A 17,271-nucleotide genomic window follows, 5' to 3' on the forward strand; every position below is an offset into this window, starting at 1 on the left:
AGGGGTGCCCGAGTTCCGCGGTGCGAGAACATCGTGCAGCGGTGACCGAGAGGCGATCAGTCGACCGTCACGAAGTCGATCAGGTGCTCGACGCGCCCGACGAGCTCGGGTTCGAGGTCGCGGAAATCGCGCACGCGCGATCTGATGCGCGACCAGGCGTCAGCGATGTCCGCCTGCTCCTCGCTCGGCCAGCCGAGAGCGCAGCAGATGCCGGTTTTCCACTCGATACTGCGTGGAATCGTCGGCCATTCCTGCAGGCCGACCCGGGCGGGCTTCACGGCCTGCCAGATATCTACGAAGGGGTGCCCAACGATGAGGACATGGTCGCCGTGGGGCCCGCGTGCGATGGTGTCGGCGATTCTGGTTTCTTTGCTGCCGCGAACGAGATGGTCGAGGAGCACCCCGGCGCGGCGATCGGGGCCGGGAGCGAAGTCCGCGAGCACCTGCTCGAGATTGTCAGCGCCCTGCAGCAGTTCGACGACGACGCCTTCGACGCGCAAGTCGTCGCCCCACACCTGCTCGACGAGCTCGGCATCGTGCTTGCCTTCGACGAAGATGCGACTGGGCATCGCCACCCGCGCTCGCTGCTGAGGCGCCGCGAAGGAGCCCGACGCTGTGCGCTTGCGCGCGCCGGCCGGTGCCGTCGGCCGCACCAGGCGCACCGGCTTGCCGTCGACCAGGAACCCGTCGGCGAGGGGGAAGGCTCGAACCTTGCCCCGGAAGTCTTCGAGCTGCACGAGCCCTTCGCGCGCACCGACGACGGCTCCGCACCACTCGGACTCGGTGTGCTCGAGCACGAGTCCTTTCGCGAGCGGCACGTCGCGCCGCTCAACGGGACCGCGCCGCGGCTTCATGCGCGCCACGGGGTCGAGATCGTATCGGTCGTCAAACATGCGATCGAGCTTATCGCTGTCGACCGAGGCCACGCGTGTGAGAAGACCGTCGAATCGCAGCGCTCTGCACCCTGCCCCGTCAGTCGAGCGAGCAGTCCGTGCGGAAGCCCGCGTCCGTGAGGACGGACGCGCTCTGCTCATTCATCTGCAGCGCTCGACCGTCACCGATCTTCTCCGCCGGCAATTCGCGGATGTCGAGTTCAGCGCGCGCCAGACGTCCGAGCTCGAAGGGATGCAGGCCGCCGCCGAGGCTCAGGGATGCGCTGCCCGACCACACGGCGCGCGTCAACGAGGCGACGTCGGCGTCGCTGAGGGCAGAGCGCACGCCGTCGAGCACACGGGCCGACCAGAGCGCGCGCTGCCGCGCCCCCTCGCTCTCGGAGACGCTCACCCACGCTCCGTCGACGAACTGCTCGCCGTGACGCGAACGCACGAGCCCGAGCGCGGTCGCCCCGTCGACCCGCTGGGTGCCGGCGGTGTCGATGCTGAGTTCGGCTGCGGGATCGCGCAGCGGGTACTCGATGTCCACCTCGATGCCGCCGAGCGCGTCGATCGCCTCGACGAAACCCGACCCGTCGATCGAGACGTACCGGTCGACTGCGACACCGGTCGTGCTGCACACGCTCTCCATCAGCACATCCGGCCCGTCGAGGAGCGCGAGTGCGATGGAGCCGAAGTACCCGTCCCTCGAGAGCAGATCTCTCGGAAGCGATACCGCTGATGCGGTGCCGTCGTCGCCGAGTCGCACGAGAACGAGAGCGTCGGCGCGCGCCTGGCCGTCCGGCGTATCGCGCTGGATGTCGGTCGCAGCCCGCTCGATGCCCGAGTCGGCGCCGACGAAGAGATACACCGTGTCGCCCGAACTCTTCCGTTGCGCCTGGTGCTCGCTGTCGAGTTGCGGCATGGTGACCGCATCGATGCGCGTCGCGATCACCGCGGCTGCAGCGCCCAGCGCCAGCACCACGACGAGCGCGATGACTGCGGCGATGCGCGCGGCGCGGCGAAACGCCCCCGATCGCGGACGGGGATGTCCGTCCGGATCGGGGGCGTTTCGCGTTGCAGTGCTCTTCAGCTGTTACTCCGCAGCGCGTGCCTTGCGGCGGCCCAGTGCGACAGCGCCGGCGCCGAGTGCGAGGGCTGCGACGCCACCGGCGATCGCGAACGGTGCGAAGTTCTCGCCACCGGTGTTCGCGAGCTTCGCGCCCGGGGTGTAGCCGACCGGCTGGGCGGGAGGCGTCACGCCGCCGCCGACGTTCCCCGGATCGGCGGGCGCGCCGGGAGCCACGGTGCCGTCGGTCACGGCCAGCGGGGCCGCGAACTCGGTGCCGCTGGTCTCGCCGACGAAGACGACGTCGTACGCGCCGTATGCGAGCGTGTTTCCGAGGGTGATGTCTCCGACGATCTCGCCGACCTCGTTCGCCGCGACGGTGCCGAGCGACTCGATGACCGCGCCGTTCTGGCGGAACTCGACGCGCACGTTCTCAGAGGGCGCGAAACCGGCGCCGCTGAACCCGAACGACTCGAAGTGCTGAGCCTCTGCGACGTCGAGCGTCACGCCGGCTTCGGCGCTGACGAGCAGATCGGAGGAGGCGTAGGCGAACTGGTCGACGTAGAGGTTGCAGTACGCCGCGACTTCGTAGACGCCGCTCTCGGCGGGTGAGGCGATCGTCGCGCTCCAGGTGCCGTCGGCGTTCGCGATCCCGGTCTGCACGACGGGGTTCTCGACATCGTCGGTCGCGAGCACTGCCGCGAACTCGCCCGGGGTGCCGCCGGGGTTGATGCAGTCGGCGCCGGTGACGGTGAACGACTCTGCACCGAGCGTGATCTGCGGCGTCAAGGTGATGGGGTCGCCTTCGGCAGCGCTTGCAGCGCTTCCGCCGAACGTCAGCGCGGCGATTGCGCCGATCGCCGCTGCGCCGGCGAGCTTCTTCGAGAACTTCATGTTGCCTCCGAGGTAATGGGGTGATGATGTTTCGCGACTACGGCAATACGAGGGTGTTGCTCCCGGCACCGCTCCCGTGCATATCCGGCAAACACGTCACCGTTGATGCGCAGTTGTTCGCCACAGCAGGTGCACTGGAGCGTCAGCCTAGGTCAACGGTAGACGGTGGCTAGGTATTGAGCAAGCATTCAGGCTCACTTTCTCCGGCCCCCGTACCGGAGGGGTTCGCCGCCGCCGATCCCGCGCGATAGATTAGGGCGGTGACACCCGAGGCCGGCGAACGACGCACCCGACTGCGCTCGCTGCTCGTCGATACCACGCCGCTCCGCGCGAGCCCCGCGTTCGCGAAGCTCTGGACGGGCACGTCGATCGCGCAGATCGGTGCGCAGGTGACGATCGTCGCGGTGGGGCTGCACATCTTCGAGCTCACGCAGTCCACGCTCGCCGTATCCCTCGTCGCGCTGTGGGCCCTCGGGCCCATGATCGTGGCCGGATTCGTGGGCGGTGCGCTCGCCGATGCGTTCGATCGACGGCTCGTCGCCCTGGTCACCGCCATCGCGGCTTGGGTCAGTATCTGCGCGATGACCGTGATCGCGTTCCTCGACGTGCAGGCCACGTGGCCCTACTACGCACTCGCCGCGGTCAACGCGGCTTCTGCCACCATCATGGGGGCGACGCGCGGTGCGATCCTGCCCCGCCTGCTGCCTCCGCAGCTCCTGCCTGCCGCCGCCGCGTTGAGCGGAATCACGATGGGCCTGGCCATCACCGTCGGCCCGGCAGTCGCCGGCGTGCTCGTCGCGAGCATCGGGGTGCCGTGGACGTATCTGCTCGACGCCGTGCTGTTCACCGGCGCCTTCGTCGGTATTCTCAGCCTGCCCCGCATGGCGCCGGACGGCGGTCGCAGCGCTCCGGGCCTCGGCTCCGTCCTCGAGAGCCTGAAGTTCCTGAGGCGAGCGCCCAATGTGCGTGCGACCTTCATCTGGGATCTCGTCGCGATGATCTTCGGCACCCCGCGCGTCGTCTTCCCCGCAGCCGGGGCCCTCGTGCTCGGCGGCGGTCCGGTGACCGTGGGGGCGCTCACCGCGTCGTTCGCCGCGGGAGCGCTCCTGAGCGGTCTCCTCTCCGGGCCGCTCGGCGCCGTGAGGCGACAGGGACGCGCGGTGACGCTCGCCATTGCCGCCTTCGGGGCGTGCACCGCGTGCTTCGGTCTCGTGCTGCTCATCACGGCGTCGACCTCGGGCATCTCCGAGCGCAGCGATGACCCGATCATCCCTGCCATCGTGCTCGCCGGCGTGGCCCTCGCGGGCACCGGTGCCGCCGACAACGTCAGCGCCGTGTTCCGCACCACCATCCTCCAGACGGCAGCCCCCGATGACGTTCGCGGGCGCATGCAGGGCATCTTCTACGTCGTGGTCGCCGGCGGCCCGAGAGTCGGCGATCTGCTCGCGGGCGCCGTCGCAACGCTCGTCGCACTCTGGGCGCCCGCCCTCCTCGGAGGCATCGTGATCCTCAGCGTCATGCTGGTGCTGCTCCGCACGGCGTCCGGATTCCAGCGATACGACGCGCGCCATCCCACCCCCTGAGCCGGCGGCCGGGGAAGGGGCGATGATACGGTGCTGAGATGAGTGCCGCACCGCAGTCGCATCCGTTCGATTCCGATGAAACACCGCTCGTGCTCGTGCGTCGTGAGGGCGCGATCACGCATCTCACGCTGAATCGGCCGCGAGCGATCAACGCCCTGAACAGCGACATGTTCGCGCGGCTCGCGGCGGCGGTCTCAGCGGCGCAGCACGACGGCTCGCAGGCGATCCTGCTCGACGGGGCCGGTGATCGCGGGTTCTGCGGCGGAGGGGACGTCAAGGAACTGTCGCAGGGCTCGGCTCGGACGATCCTCGCGAACGAGTACCGGCTCGACTACGCGATCAGCACCTCAGCAACCCCGGTCGTGGGAATCATGGACGGCATCACCATGGGCGGCGGGATCGGACTGACCGGGCACGCTGCGATCCGCGTCGTGACCGAGCGCAGCCGCCTGGCGATGCCGGAGGCGCGGATCGGCATCGTGCCGGATGTCGGAGGCCACCTCCTGCTCGCCGCGGCCCCGGAGCGGCTCGGCGAGATGCTCGCCGTCTCGGCGGGAGACATGGCGGCGGGCGACGCGATCGCCCTCGGGTTCGCGGACGTCTTCGTACCTGCGGAGCGGCTGCCGCAGCTGCAGGCGGCGCTCGCCGCAGGGGCCGATCCGCAGGCCGCCGTGGACGGCGTGGCGGAGCCAGCATCGGCCTCGGCGATCCTCGACGCCCGCGACTGGTGGTCACCCATCGCGGCGTCAGTGTTCGGAGCCCAAGAACCGCCGGCGTCCGAGGATCCGACAGGAGCCGCGCTCCGCCTGATCCGGGCACTCGAAGCGAGCGACGACGCCGATGCGGGACGCCTCGCCGCTGTCGTTCGCGCGATGAGTCCCACATCGGTCGCGGTCACGCTCGCTCAGCTCGACCGGACCAGGCGGCGCGCGCTCGCGCTCGCTGACGTGCTGGCCGATGACCTGCGAACCCTCGGGAGGCTCGCCGCGCTGCCCGATTTCGCGGAGGGCGTGCGGGCGCAGGTCATCGACAAGGATCGCAACCCGCGGTGGTCGCCGGCACGGATCGAGGATCTCGACGACGCTGTGCTCGCTCGGATCCTCGACCCGGAGGCGCACGCAGACGAACAACCGCTCGACCTGGAGGTGCGCCGGCCTCGTTCAGCTGACGCGGGACGCGGCTGACCGGATCGCAACGGCAAGATCCCGCGGCCGGCTCCACATCGGCCAGTGCCCGGTCGGAAGGTCGACGACGTCGCAGTGCTCCAGGGCCGCGACCTCCGCGAACATGGCGTTGCCCCCGCGGGCAAGTTCGAGCACCTGCGCGCCCGAGATCGAGCAGCAGATCAGTGTCGTCGGGATCTTGCGACGGTCGTCGTTCACGAGCGCGACGGGTTGGCGGAGCACGGGGCCGGGTTGGGGGACAGCACGGTCGCGGAACCGCGCGAGCACGTCAGCGCTCAAGCCAGCGATACTCGCCTGCTCTGCAAGAACGTCGAAGGGCGGGAGCGGAAGCTCCTGCACCTCCGCGGGGAGTCCGGGAGCGAAGATGCTTCCCGGTGCCACCGGCCCCGAATCGACCCAGACGACTCGGCGAATCAACTCGGGATCGTGGTCGAGAACGAGACTCACGGGAGCATTCGCGCCGCTGTGCGCGACGATCACCACCGGATGTTCTCGGGAACCTCCGAGCTCTGCGATCACCCTTCGGATCGCCTCGGCCTGATCGTCGAGCGTCGCCTCTGTCCGTGCGGGGTCACCGGCTTCGAGGCCTGGGAGCGTGATCGCGGCGACGAGCGAATCGTCGGTGCCGAGGTGCGCGCGGACGTCGTCCCAGGCCCAGGCGCCGAGCCAGTGGCCGGCGATGAGAATGATGGTCGGGGTGCTTGCATGAGATGTCATGCGATCAGTCTCGACCCCGCGCTGGGCAGCAGTGTGTCACTATTTGTGTCATGAATCTGAAGCGAGCGCAATCGTGAAGCGAGCAGAGCGACTGCACGCCCTCTCCGAATCATTGCGGCGCGGCGGATCCCGAGGGTGCACGGCCGAGCGGCTGGCGCGGGAGTTCCAGATCTCCGTGCGCACCGTGAAGCGAGATCTCGCAGCACTCGAGCGCAGCGGCGCCCCGATCTGGTCCCGGCCAGGCCCGGGCGGAGGCTACGGGTGGGCTGCGGCGACCTCCCTTCCGCCGGTCATGCTCTCCCCGGCGCAGGCCGTGGCGCTCCACGCCGCGGTGTCGGCGGCACCCGACGCGCCCTACGCCGATCTCGCCGCCGCCGGGATGCAGAAGATCCTCGACGTCCTCGATCCGCGGACCCGGGTGAGGGTCGACGAACTCGCACACCGGGTGTGGGTCGACACGCCGACGACGGGGTCCCGTGCCGTCACCTCAGCACTCGAGGCGGCGATGACCGATCAGCGCGTGCTCAGGATGACGTACGTGTCAGGCGACGGCGTCACCACGACCCGCGACGTCGAACCAGTGCTCTTCGCGTCGACGAACGGACGCTGGTACCTGGTGGGATGGTGTCGTCTGCGCGACGCCGTGCGCTGGTTCGCCGTGACGCGCATCGAGCGCGCCAGCGTGACCGGAGAGAACTGCACCGGGCACTCGGTAGCGGAGGTCGGCGCCCCTCCGGCGACCGCGAGGCCGGTGCACCGACCTCGCGGATGAACCCCGCACGCCTCCCCGCCTCGGCAGGGCTAGTGGGGGTCGCCGATGCAGAACTCGTTGCCGTCGGGATCCGAGAACGTATCCCATGCGAGCCCGGCCTCGCCGCGGCGCCCGAGGTGCGTCGCTCCCGCCTCCACCCACTCATCGACGAGGGAAGCACGGTCGACCGAAGAGTCGATGTCGAAATCCAGGTGCAAGCGGTTCTTCCCCGCGCCCGGGTCGTCGACCTTCTGGAAGCCGAGTGCGGCGGGCAGCTGCGGCGCCCGCACGATGCAGAACCACCCGTCGGCCTCGTGCACGATCTCGCCGCCGAGGCGCTCCGCCCACCAGCCCGCGAGCGTGCGCGGATCCGTCGTATCCATCGTGATCATGCTCAAACCGATCATGCCCGCCCCGTTCGTCGTCGTACGCCGCCTCCCACGCTACGGCGTTCCGCCGAAGGCCGGTAGCCTGAGACGGTGAGTGACCCCTGGAACGCGACCGGGCCGAGTCGAGTGATGCAGGGCGACAATCTGCCGATCCTGCGCTCACTGCCGACCGCGGCCTTCGCCGTCGCCTACCTCGATCCGCCGTTCAACACGGGGCGATCCCGACAGGCCGAGCGCGTCCGGGGCACCCGTGTCGCGGGTCCGCTCGAGGCCGCTGCGGGCGACCGGCTGGGGTTCCGCGGACAGGGGTACCGCGTGACGCGCGAGACGACGCTCAGCTACGACGATCGATTCGCCGACTACTGGGACTTCCTCGAACCGCGTCTCGAGGAGGCCTGGCGCCTGCTCTCGCCCGACGGCCTGCTCTATCTGCATCTCGACTACCGAGAAGTGCACTATGCGAAGGTGCTGCTCGACGCGCTCTTCGGGCCGGAGTGCTTCATCAACGAGATCATCTGGGCCTACGATTACGGAGCGCGGTCGAAACGGCGGTGGCCGGCCAAGCACGACAACATCCTCGTCTACGCGAAGCATCCGGACTGGTACTACTTCGACGCCGAGGCGGTGGATCGCGAACCGTACATGGCTCCTGGCCTCGTGACAGCGGAGAAGGCCGCTCTCGGCAAGCTGCCGACCGACACCTGGTGGCACACCATCGTGTCGCCGACCGGGGGAGAGCGCACGGGATACCCGACCCAGAAGCCCGTCGGGATCCTGCGCCGCATCATCCAGGCGTCCACGCGGCCAGGCGACTGGGTGCTCGACCCCTTCGCGGGCAGCGGCACCACCGGGGATGCGGCGGCGCGACTCGAGCGCAAGTTCCTCCTCATCGACGAGAACCCGGAGGCCCTCGACGTCATGCGCGGGCGACTCAGCGCCACGGGGGCGCTGTTCGCGTGAGCGCGAAGACACCCGCCAGCGCCCCTGGGGAGCCGAACGGCTTCGCTCGGAACCGGGCCGCGAGCGGTCTGCCGGTGCAGATCGACCGCGCCTCCAACCTCCCACTGCCGGTGCAGATCGCCAGCGCACTCCGCGAGGCGATCGATGCCGCACTGGTGCGCCCGGGGGAGGCCGTGCCGGCGACGCGAGAACTGAGCCGGCGTCTCGGCGTCGCGCGAGGCGTGGTCGTCGCGGCGTACGAGCAGCTCATCGCGGAGGGTTACCTGTCGCCGTCCCAGGGGCGGGGCACGCTCGTGCATCCGGACCTGGCGCGTACCCAGACCGAGACCGAGGATCGCGCGAGTCGCGGCGACCGCGACGCGGCACGGCAGGCATCCGCCGGCACGCGGATGATGCCGGCGGATGCGCCCGTCGGCGCTGAACGCCCAGCCCCCCTCGCCCCGGGCGCCCCGATCACCGACGGCGTCGTCGGCTCGGCGTGGCGGGCCGCATGGCGCACCGCCGCAGCCGACGTGGCGGGGGGTGAAGTCCTCGCACCGCCGCTCGGGGACCCGGCTCTGCGCGGCGAGATCGCGGAGCACCTGCGACGCATGCGCGGTACCTCCCGCTCGGCGGCGGACGTGCTCGTCACCGCCGGAACGCGCGACGGGCTCTGGCTGCTGCTCGCGGCCCTCGGCGCGACGCGGGGGCGAACCCTCGTCGTGGGCGTCGAGGATCCGGGGCTGCCGTCTCTGCGCGGGGCCGCTTCCCGGGCGGGCGCGACCATCGTCGCACTCCCCGCCGACGGTCTCGGGCTCGATACGGGTCGGCTTCCCGACGGGATGCTCGACGCGGTCATCGTGACGCCGAGCCATCAATACCCTCTGGGAGGTTCGCTGCCGCTCGCCCGCCGACGCGGCCTTCTCGCCTGGGCCAGGCGCAACGGGGTCGTGATCATCGAGGATGACTTCGATTCGGAGCTGCGATACACCGGCACACCGCTGCCCACGCTCGCGGCCCTCGACGACCCGGAGAACGGCGTCGTCGTGCTGCTCGGAACCTTCTCGCGCACGATCACGCCCGCGCTCTCCGCCGGATACCTTCTCGCCCCGGCGGGGTTGCGGGCGCTCATCGAGCCGGTGCGACGCGACCTCGGCGGAACGGTGTCGACCGTCGTGCAGTCGGCGCTCACCGCCTATCTCGCGAGCGGTGAGCTTCGACGCCATACCGCTCGGATGCTGCGTCGGTACGCTGCTCGCCGCGATCTCGTCTCCGAGCGGCTTGCAGGAGCACGCGCCGCGCGCGTACGGCCCATGGACGGGGGACTGCATGCGGTGATCGAGTTCGCGGGCGAGCCCGAGCGCGCTCGCCGCCGGGAGGCCGCCGTGGTCGCGCACCCCGCGGTGGACGCACTCGGTGTTCAGGCCCTCGGGCGGTACTGGCAGCGGGCAGGTTCCGGCACCGGCACGGCGGGCCTCGTGATCGGTGTCGGCGGTGACGATGATGCCGCATTCGATGCGGCACTCGTGCAGCTCCGGGCGATCCTCGACGAGGTGTGACGCGCCGCGAACGAGGTGCGGGCGGTTATCCTGGGCTGGTGAGTGTCGACGATCTGTCTCCGAGCGTGCAGAATTACCTCAAGGTGATCTGGGGGCTGCAGGAGTGGTCCGACGCCCCCGTGTCGAACTCCGCGATCGCCGAGTCCGCTGGAGTGCGGCTCTCCACCGTCTCCGATGCCCTTCGCAAGCTCTCAGACCTCGAACTCATCGGCCACGTCCGCTACGGCACCGTCACGCTCACCGATCTCGGTCGAGGCCATGCCGTCGCGATGATTCGGCGGCATCGCCTCCTCGAGACGTTTCTCGTGCGTCACCTCGAATACGAGTGGGACGAGGTGCACGACGAAGCCGACCGCCTCGAGCACGCCGTTTCTGACGAGTTCATCGATCGCATGGATCGCGTGCTCGGGTATCCGACGCGCGACCCCCACGGCGATCCGATACCGAGCGCGACCGGTGCCGTGCATCGTCCCGACGCGATGCAGTTGCTTACGGCCCCCGCGCCGAGTCGTGCGCGCGTCGAGCGCATCTCCGACGCCGACAACGGCATGCTGCAGTTCTTCGCAGCTCGCGGCGTCGTCGTCGATGCGGTGCTGCACGTGCTGCCGGGCGAGCCCTACTCCGAGACGGTCACGGTGCGCGTCGGCGACGACGCCACGGCCGCGGGTGGTTCCGTGAGTCTGGGACCATCCGCGGCGGCAGCGGTCTGGGTGTCGCTCGAGGCTACGCCGGATCCTTCACGAACTTGAGCCCGATGACGCACCCGATGATCCCGGCGAGGAACACCAGCTTGAGCACGGAGGGCGCCTCGGTGCCGAGCAGCAGGGACGCGCCGACGGTGAGCGCCGCCCCGAGCCCCGTCCAGATGGCGTAGGCGGTACTCACGGGGATGCCGCGCATCGCGTAGCCCAAGCCGACCATGCTCAGCGGGTTGGCGACGAAGAACACGATCGTCGGTACGACCTCGGTGAACCCGCGGGAATCGTGCAGTGCGAGCGCCCAGACGGATTCGAGGATCGCGCTCGCCAGCAGCACGATCCAGTGCGCTCGTCGAGCGACCTTCGGGGCGCGCGCAGGGGCCTCGCGACGTGAAGCGGTGCGGATCGCGCGTACCATCTCAGCTCACCGCCTTCAGGCCGACGACGCAGGCGATGAGCCCGGCGAGCAGCACGACACGGATGAGGCTCGCCCGGTCGGCGCCGGTGAGCATCGCCCAGGCCGCGGTGAGTACCGCGCCGATTCCCACCCACACCGCGTACGCGGTGCCGACCGGGATCTCGAGCATGCCGTAGGCCAGGCCCGCCATACTGGCGACGTAGCTCACCACGAACAGCGCGGTCGGCCAGAAGCGGCGGAATCCTCTCGAAGCGTCGAGTGCGGTCGCCCACACGGCTTCGAGCATTCCACTCAGAATCAGCAGTATCCATGCCAGTGACATGAGTTCGGTCCTTCTGGCAGTCGTCGATATGCGGGTACTGCTCCCTCGTCCGCACCCCTGCTCTCGGGGTCGTCTTCAGTGTCGCACGATCCGAGCGCGGAGGTGCCCAGGCGCTGCTCAGGTCGCCCGATGGGCCAGCGGGAGCGGTTCACCGCGCGTTGCGGAGAAGCCCGATCGGTGCGAAGCCCCGTCATAGGCGATAATGGTGGGGTGCCCGTCAGGGCCCGAGAGGAGTGCGGTGTTCGGCTGGCTGAAGAAGCGCAAGCGGGGATCAGCGCGCCCACCACGGCGACTGCCTCGACGCGTGCTCGCGCCGGTCGAGGAGATCACGGAGCAGGGACTGCTCGTCGCCGACGTCGCGGTGCGCATGACGGTGAAGAACGCGATCATCATGAACGCGCTGAAACGGCATGTCGACTACGACGCTGATCAGATCATCGACATGGTCCGCGAGACGACGATCGATCTCGCCGAGGAGCGGGAGCGCGACGCGAAGCACATCTCTCGGATGCGCGGAGAGATCCGCGACACGGGGCGAAGCTCGTGGAGCGAATCCGATTACGGCAACGATGACAACCGTACGCTGCGCCACCGTCAGGAAGTCTACGAGAAGGTCGCCGAAGAGCTGCGCAATCGCGCCGCAGACGACGCGTACCTGACCGCTGCTGCGGAGCGCGCACGCGAGATGGCCTGGGACGAGATCGGCACCTCGCTCGCCGATCGGGCCGAGCACCCGTACTACAGCGGCGGCAACAACGACGAGTACCGCGAGGAGCGCGAGGCGCGGATCCAGCAGCTCATCGAGAAGGACCTGACCGCTCTGGTGCAGCAGCGCACCGAGGCGCCGGCCAAGGTGCGCAAGTTCAAGCGCAAGGACAAGGGCCGGGACGCGCCGGAGTCCTGACTCCGACTGCGCGGCGTCCGAGGCAGGCTGCTGAGCTGAGCGCGGGGACTACTCGGCCGGCGAGCCCGCCGAACCGCCGAGCACCTCGGGGTGGCGCTGCAGGTAGCCGTCGATGAACGAGCAGGACGCCTCCACCCGGCGCTGGCCGACCGCCTCACCCGTGACGGCGCGGTTCGCCAGGAGACCGGAGAGGCCCGTCCCGCGGAGCTCAGGGACCACAACGGTGTGGTCGAAATCGATGGCGTCGTCGCCCCGCAGGGTGTAGTGGGCTTCGCCGACGACGCGCCCGCCGTCTGGTCCGCTCGCTGTGATCGCGTAGCGACTGCGGTCGGGCTCGTGCGTGATGGTGAATCCGTCGGCAGCCGCCTGCGCTTCATTCAGATATCTGGCCATGCCGCCACCCTATCCCGCAACGGGCGGAACCTGGAGGGGGCGCCGGTATTCTCAGAGGATGCGTACCGCCCGCCGTTCCCTGACCCTGCTCGGCCTCGCCGCGCTCGTGCTCGGAGTGAGCGGGTGCGCTCCGGAGCCGCCGCCAGAGCCGGAAACCCTCACCCCGACGCGCGCCGCCACCGTCTACCTCGAGGCCGTATGCCCGGTGAACGAGGCCTGGGACGAGGCCGACGTCGAGCTCGACCGGCTCAGGCTCGCCGAAGCGCGAGGAGAATCGGCCAGCACCTCCGCCTTCGCCGCATCGATGACGGAAGTGGCGAAGCGGAGCGGCACCGCGGCGACGTCGCTCACCTCAGAGGAGCGGACCTGGCCCGACGCGGCGCGCGATCCGGTGGCCGCAGTCGCGGAAACGCTTGCAGCGGATCAGGCGCAGGCGAAACGCGTCGCCGCGCTCCCGGCCGCGCAGGCGGTCGACTACCGCTGGGAGGGCGTGGACGACATCGGGGCCGCCGCGTCGGAGGCCCGCGCGGCGCTCGAGCTGCCGGCCGACGCCGATGCCGCGTGTGCGGCATGGCGGGAGAACGACGACGATGCCGGCACCGCGGAAGACGGAGGAGCAACCCGATGACACCCGACGATCTGCCGAACGTATCCGAGGTGAATCTGGCGGTCGAACGCGCGATCCGGCTGGCCGCGCGATCCGGAAACCGCCTCATCGCGGCGTCGACGGCGTCCGTAGACCTGGAGCCAGGTCCGGTTCGGACCGCCCTAGTGACGGCGCTGCGCGCGATGGGAGCCCGGCTGCGGCCCATCGGTGACGACGTGGAGTTCAGCTTCGTCGAGAGCGTCACGGGCGACCTCGACAGTGCTCTCCGCAGTGCTCTCGGCACGGTGCCCCAGCCGGGAGCCGGGTTGCCGACACTCGTCGTGGGCTTGGACGGTTCGGTGCGATCACCGAGGGGCGGAAGCGCGGCGTCTCGCATCGCCTGGGCCGCGGCGGGAATGCCGACCACCGCCCGGCTTGCGGAGCACCTCGTCGCCGGTGGATCGCACGCGGGCGTGCGCGTCGCTGTGAGCCTCGTGCTCGAACCGAAAACCGCGGCCTTCGCCAGAGTGCTGGCCGACGCCGGCTGCGCCGTGGCGGTGTTCAGCGCGGTCTCAGAGACGGATCCGAGCATCGCGGAGGAGCTCGCCCGCGACGAGCGCATCTCGGTGTTCGCACCCCGCACCGCCGACCGGGAGCAATCCGCGAAGTCGCTGGACGCCGAGCACGCGGCCGGGATCCTCGACTGGGGCCCGGAGTTCCTGATCGACGACGGTGCCCATCTCATCCGTCTCGCGCACAGCGAGCGCACGGCGGCTCTGGCGCGGCTGCGAGGCGCGGCGGAAGAGACCACGAGCGGCGTGCGTCCCGTGCGTGAGATGGGGGCGCTCGGAGACTTGCGCATTCCGGTGATCGCCGTCAACGACGCCCGCACGAAGACAGGTTTCGACAATCTGGTGGGCACCGGGCAATCGTGCGTGTTCGCGATCGCGGACGTGCTCGACGACGCCCGCGATCGGCGTCCGTACGGGGGAATCGCCGGAACCCGCTGGGCCGTGCTGGGCTATGGCCCCGTAGGCCAAGGGGTCGCCCGATTCGCCGCTGCGCTGGGAGCCGACGTCGTCGTCGTGGAGCGAGATCCGGTGCGCGCGCTCGCCGCGCTGCACGACGGCTACGAAGCGGCGACGCGCGCGACCGCGCTTCCCGAGGCCGACGTCGTGGTGAGTGCGACGGGCGTCTGGCACACCTTGATGCGGCAGCGATCTCGACGCTGCGCGACGGCGCGGTGGTCGCAGTCGCCGGCGGTATCGACGACGAGATCGCGCTCGACGAGATGCGCGACGCCGGCTGGCGTGAGCGACTCATCGCGCCGAGCGCAACGGCATGGACCGCTCCGGCAGCCCCCGGCGCCCCGACGGTGCTCGTGCTCGCCGGCGGCGGCGGCATCAACTACACGGCGGGGGAGGGCAACCCCATCGAAGTGATGGATCTCTCATTCGCCACGCAGCTCGCAGCGCTGGCCAGGCTGATCGAGACCCCCCAGGAGCCGGGAGTGCACCGGCTCTCCGAGACCGACGAGCGTCGTGTCGCCGCGGCAGCTCTCGCGGCGCTGCACGGCGAGGTCGACCCGTCGCCCGGAACGACGCGTGCAGGGGGAGCCGCCCAGCCCTGGACCGTGCACCGGTACCGCGCACGGGGCCCGGAGCCGGGCGCGGCGAGCGCTGAGGCGCCGAAGCCCTAGACTCTTGCGAGTGAACCCCGAAGCCCCCGTCGTCGTCTACAGCGCCGCACTCGTGTTCCCCGTCACCAGCCCGCGCATCGTCGACGGCGCGGTCGCGGTGCAGGGCGAGCACATTCTGCACGTCGGCGACCGCCGGTGGGTGCTCGACGTGCTGGGCGAACGCGGCGCGGAGTTCCGCGAGGAGCACTGGGACGGGGTGCTCGTGCCCGGCCTCGTCAACGCGCACACGCACTTGCAGTACACCGGCATGCGCGAGGTCGCAGCGCGCAACTACACCGGGTTCGACCACTGGGGCGACGCGTTCGACGCGGTCTACGCGCGCGAGTCCCACGACTGGAAGGCCGCCGCCGCCGAGGGCACGCAGCTGTCGCTGGAGGCCGGCGTCACCGCGGCGGCGGACGTGGTGACCGATCGGGAGGCGCTCAGCGCGCTGCACGATGCCGGGATGCACGGCATCGCCTACTGGGAGGTGTACGGCGCCAGCAATACCGACTGGACCCCGGAGGCGAAGGCGGCGGTGCGCGAGCAGATCCGGCAGATCCCGACGCCGCCCGGCGCCGGCGTATCTCCGCATGCTCCCTACTCCCTCGAGGTCCAGCCGCTGCTGGAGCTCCCCGACATCGTGCGGGAAGAGGGGCTGCGCCTGCACATCCACCTTGCGGAAGCGCACATGGAGCGCGAGTTCGACGGCATCGACGGCTACGTCGGAGCCGGCCCGGGGGGCCACGGAGCCTGGCCGGAGCTCGGCGCCGACAGTTTCCGCGCGCTCCGCTCGCACGGAATCGGCGTCTCGTCGACGCAGTTCGTCGATCACCTGGGGGTGCTCGGACCGGATTGCCATATCGCTCACGGCGTCTACGTGAGCGCTGAGGATCGCGCCCTGCTCCGCGCCCGCGGCACAAGCGTCGCGCTCTGCCCTCGATCGAATGAGGTCATCGGGCTCGACATGCCTCCCGTCGCCGCCTACCTCCGGGAGGGCAACGCGATCGCGGTGGGCACGGACTCGCTGTCATCGTCTCCCTCGCTCGACCTGCTCGCAGATGTGGCCAAGCTCTATCGCGTCGCGCGAGACCAGGGATACCGCGGCGACGACCTGCACCAGCGTCTCCTGGGGGCCGCGACGCTCGGCGGAGCGACAGCGCTGGGATTGCACGTCGGCAAGCGGCGGATCGGTCAACTCGGAGTCGGCGCGATGGCCGATCTCGCGTTCTTCGATCTGCCGGTGCACGATCCGGATGCGTCTCTGGCCGAGCTCGTCGAGGCGGGAGCCGGTCGTGCCCGGCGCACGGTGGTCGGCGGCGTCGAGAAGTTCCGGCGCTGACATCGAGCCATCCGCTCGCAGCACGCGGATGTCGCCCGATGACGTGCGGCGAATCGGCACTCGCAATGTCTCATATAATGAACGTCGTTCGACGGTGCACGACCCTGCGCCCTCGCCTCGAAGCCAAGGAGTCTCATGTCCCGTTCATCTCGTCTTGCCGCGGCGGTCGCCATTGGTGCCGCAGCGGTCTTCGCGCTCTCGGCGTGCACGAGCGGCGGGAGCGGCGCTGGCGACGACGCCGGAGCCGCCCCGGTCTCCGAGGGCAAGCTCACCATTGCGACCGGCGAACCGGCTTACGCCCCGTGGGTCATCGACGACGCACCGGAGAGCGGTGACGGTTTCGAGGCTGCAGTCGCCTACGCCGTCGCTGAGGAGCTGGGCTTCGCGAAGGACGACGTGGAATGGGTGCGCACCAGCTTCGACGCCGCGATCGCCCCGGGGCCGAAGGACTTCGACCTCAACATCCAGCAGTTCTCGGTGAGCGAGGAGCGCGAGCGCGCGGTCGACTTCTCGACTCCGTACTACGAGACGACGCAGGCGGTCGTCGCCGCCGGCGGCACCGACGCGGCGAAGGCCACGAGCGTAGCCGACCTGAAGGATGCCCGGTTGGGCGTCGCGTCGGGTACGACCTCGCTCACCGTCGCCGAAGACGTGATCGCGCCGAATGAAGATCTGCAGGTCTTCAACAGTGTCGACGACGCGGTCGCCGCGTTGCAGAACGGCACCATCGACGCCCTCGTCACAGATCTGCCCGGCGCCTTCTACGTGCGCGACGCCCAGCTCGACGACGGAGTGATCGTGGGTCAGCTCGACTCGGCCGAGGGAGACGACGAATTCGCGTTCGTGCTGCCGAAGGACTCGTCGATGACCGAAGACGTCTCCGCCGCGGTCGACACTCTTCGTGAGAACGGCACACTCGACGATCTCGCCGCCGAGTGGATCGCCGATCAGGGCGCACCGGTCCTGAAGTAGC

The 17,271-nt window shown here is 70.0% G+C and carries 20 protein-coding genes; 12 read left to right on the forward strand and 8 right to left on the reverse strand.

The window, feature by feature from the left end:
• Nucleotides 1-56: 56 nt before the first annotated feature.
• From JSQ98_RS01390 to JSQ98_RS01400, 3 genes are all read right to left on the reverse strand, one after another.
• Entirely contained in the window at nt 57-893 is an 837-nt protein-coding gene (locus JSQ98_RS01390) for a DUF3097 family protein (RefSeq protein WP_211648035.1), read from the reverse strand.
• 79 nt (nt 894-972) lie between these two features.
• Nucleotides 973-1,857 (reverse strand): LCP family protein, encoded by an 885-nt coding sequence (locus tag JSQ98_RS01395; protein ID WP_211648037.1) that lies wholly within the window; start codon nt 1,855-1,857, stop codon nt 973-975.
• 111 nt (nt 1,858-1,968) lie between these two features.
• Nucleotides 1,969-2,835: an LPXTG cell wall anchor domain-containing protein gene (locus JSQ98_RS01400; protein WP_211648039.1), complete on the reverse strand. Its 867-nt coding sequence runs from the start codon at nt 2,833-2,835 to the stop codon at nt 1,969-1,971.
• 260 nt (nt 2,836-3,095) lie between these two features.
• Here JSQ98_RS01400 and JSQ98_RS01405 point away from each other — a divergent pair, with 260 nt between their 5' ends.
• Nucleotides 3,096-4,418, forward strand: a complete 1,323-nt coding sequence (locus JSQ98_RS01405; protein ID WP_211648040.1) for an MFS transporter — start codon at nt 3,096-3,098, stop codon at nt 4,416-4,418.
• A gap of 38 nt (nt 4,419-4,456) precedes the next feature.
• Entirely contained in the window at nt 4,457-5,602 is a 1,146-nt protein-coding gene (locus JSQ98_RS01410; protein ID WP_211648041.1) for an enoyl-CoA hydratase/isomerase family protein, read from the forward strand.
• On the opposite strand, the gene JSQ98_RS01415 is transcribed toward JSQ98_RS01410, so the two are convergent.
• Nucleotides 5,579-6,319 (reverse strand): alpha/beta fold hydrolase, encoded by a 741-nt coding sequence (locus JSQ98_RS01415; protein WP_200329377.1) that lies wholly within the window; start codon nt 6,317-6,319, stop codon nt 5,579-5,581. The genes JSQ98_RS01410 and JSQ98_RS01415 overlap by 24 nt on opposite strands.
• A 73-nt stretch (nt 6,320-6,392) precedes the next feature.
• Here JSQ98_RS01415 and JSQ98_RS01420 point away from each other — a divergent pair, with 73 nt between their 5' ends.
• Entirely contained in the window at nt 6,393-7,091 is a 699-nt protein-coding gene (locus JSQ98_RS01420) for a WYL domain-containing protein (RefSeq protein ID WP_090148080.1), read from the forward strand.
• 29 nt (nt 7,092-7,120) lie between these two features.
• Here the strand turns inward: JSQ98_RS01420 and JSQ98_RS01425 are convergent, their stop codons facing one another.
• A complete protein-coding gene (locus JSQ98_RS01425; RefSeq protein WP_090148082.1) occupies nt 7,121-7,477 on the reverse strand; it encodes a VOC family protein in 357 nt (118 codons plus the stop codon).
• Between the two features lie 111 nt (nt 7,478-7,588).
• Here JSQ98_RS01425 and JSQ98_RS01430 point away from each other — a divergent pair, with 111 nt between their 5' ends.
• Genes JSQ98_RS01430 through JSQ98_RS01440 form a run of 3 tightly spaced genes read left to right on the forward strand, consistent with a single transcriptional unit; the run spans nt 7,589 to nt 10,706 of the window.
• Nucleotides 7,589-8,419, forward strand: coding sequence for a DNA-methyltransferase (locus JSQ98_RS01430; protein ID WP_211650353.1), 831 nt, complete (start codon nt 7,589-7,591; stop codon nt 8,417-8,419).
• Complete coding sequence (gene pdxR / locus JSQ98_RS01435) at nt 8,416-9,957, forward strand: MocR-like pyridoxine biosynthesis transcription factor PdxR (protein WP_346728696.1); 1,542 nt, start codon at nt 8,416-8,418, stop codon at nt 9,955-9,957. Before JSQ98_RS01430 ends, pdxR begins: the two co-directional genes overlap by 4 nt.
• Nucleotides 9,958-9,995: 38 nt before the next feature.
• On the forward strand, nt 9,996-10,706 hold the full coding sequence (locus tag JSQ98_RS01440) for a metal-dependent transcriptional regulator (RefSeq protein WP_211648042.1): 711 nt from the start codon (nt 9,996-9,998) through the stop codon (nt 10,704-10,706).
• Here JSQ98_RS01440 and JSQ98_RS01445 read toward each other — a convergent pair.
• Nucleotides 10,681-11,073, reverse strand: coding sequence for a DMT family transporter (locus tag JSQ98_RS01445; protein ID WP_090148087.1), 393 nt, complete (start codon nt 11,071-11,073; stop codon nt 10,681-10,683). The genes JSQ98_RS01440 and JSQ98_RS01445 overlap by 26 nt on opposite strands.
• A 1-nt stretch (nt 11,074) precedes the next feature.
• Nucleotides 11,075-11,395 carry a DMT family transporter gene (locus tag JSQ98_RS01450; RefSeq protein WP_090148089.1) on the reverse strand — a complete coding sequence of 107 codons (321 nt, stop codon included), beginning with the start codon at nt 11,393-11,395 and terminating at the stop codon, nt 11,075-11,077.
• A gap of 238 nt (nt 11,396-11,633) precedes the next feature.
• Here JSQ98_RS01450 and JSQ98_RS01455 point away from each other — a divergent pair, with 238 nt between their 5' ends.
• Nucleotides 11,634-12,299 (forward strand): asparagine synthase, encoded by a 666-nt coding sequence (locus JSQ98_RS01455; RefSeq protein ID WP_200329365.1) that lies wholly within the window; start codon nt 11,634-11,636, stop codon nt 12,297-12,299.
• A 48-nt stretch (nt 12,300-12,347) separates the two neighbouring features.
• Here JSQ98_RS01455 and JSQ98_RS01460 read toward each other — a convergent pair whose 3' ends face one another.
• On the reverse strand, nt 12,348-12,692 hold the full coding sequence (locus JSQ98_RS01460; protein WP_211648043.1) for a GNAT family N-acetyltransferase: 345 nt from the start codon (nt 12,690-12,692) through the stop codon (nt 12,348-12,350).
• A 58-nt stretch (nt 12,693-12,750) separates the two neighbouring features.
• Here JSQ98_RS01460 and JSQ98_RS01465 point away from each other — a divergent pair, with 58 nt between their 5' ends.
• The 5 genes from JSQ98_RS01465 to JSQ98_RS01480 all read left to right on the forward strand — a co-directional run bounded on the left by JSQ98_RS01465 (nt 12,751) and on the right by JSQ98_RS01480 (nt 17,270).
• Complete coding sequence (locus JSQ98_RS01465) at nt 12,751-13,320, forward strand: hypothetical protein (protein ID WP_211648044.1); 570 nt, start codon at nt 12,751-12,753, stop codon at nt 13,318-13,320.
• A complete protein-coding gene (locus JSQ98_RS01470; protein ID WP_249290673.1) occupies nt 13,317-14,720 on the forward strand; it encodes an adenosylhomocysteinase in 1,404 nt (467 codons plus the stop codon). Before JSQ98_RS01465 ends, JSQ98_RS01470 begins: the two co-directional genes overlap by 4 nt.
• Nucleotides 14,720-14,977: a hypothetical protein gene (locus JSQ98_RS14900; protein WP_249290675.1), complete on the forward strand. Its 258-nt coding sequence runs from the start codon at nt 14,720-14,722 to the stop codon at nt 14,975-14,977. Before JSQ98_RS01470 ends, JSQ98_RS14900 begins: the two co-directional genes overlap by 1 nt.
• Before the next feature lie 10 nt (nt 14,978-14,987).
• A complete protein-coding gene (locus JSQ98_RS01475; RefSeq protein ID WP_090148101.1) occupies nt 14,988-16,298 on the forward strand; it encodes an amidohydrolase family protein in 1,311 nt (436 codons plus the stop codon).
• 135 nt (nt 16,299-16,433) lie between these two features.
• A complete protein-coding gene (locus JSQ98_RS01480; RefSeq protein WP_211648045.1) occupies nt 16,434-17,270 on the forward strand; it encodes an ABC transporter substrate-binding protein in 837 nt (278 codons plus the stop codon).
• The last annotated feature ends 1 nt before the right edge of the window (nt 17,271 follow it).

It is taken from the genome of Leucobacter manosquensis (assembly GCF_018304845.1).
In the GTDB taxonomy this organism is placed as follows: Bacteria; Actinomycetota; Actinomycetes; order Actinomycetales; family Microbacteriaceae; genus Leucobacter; species Leucobacter alluvii.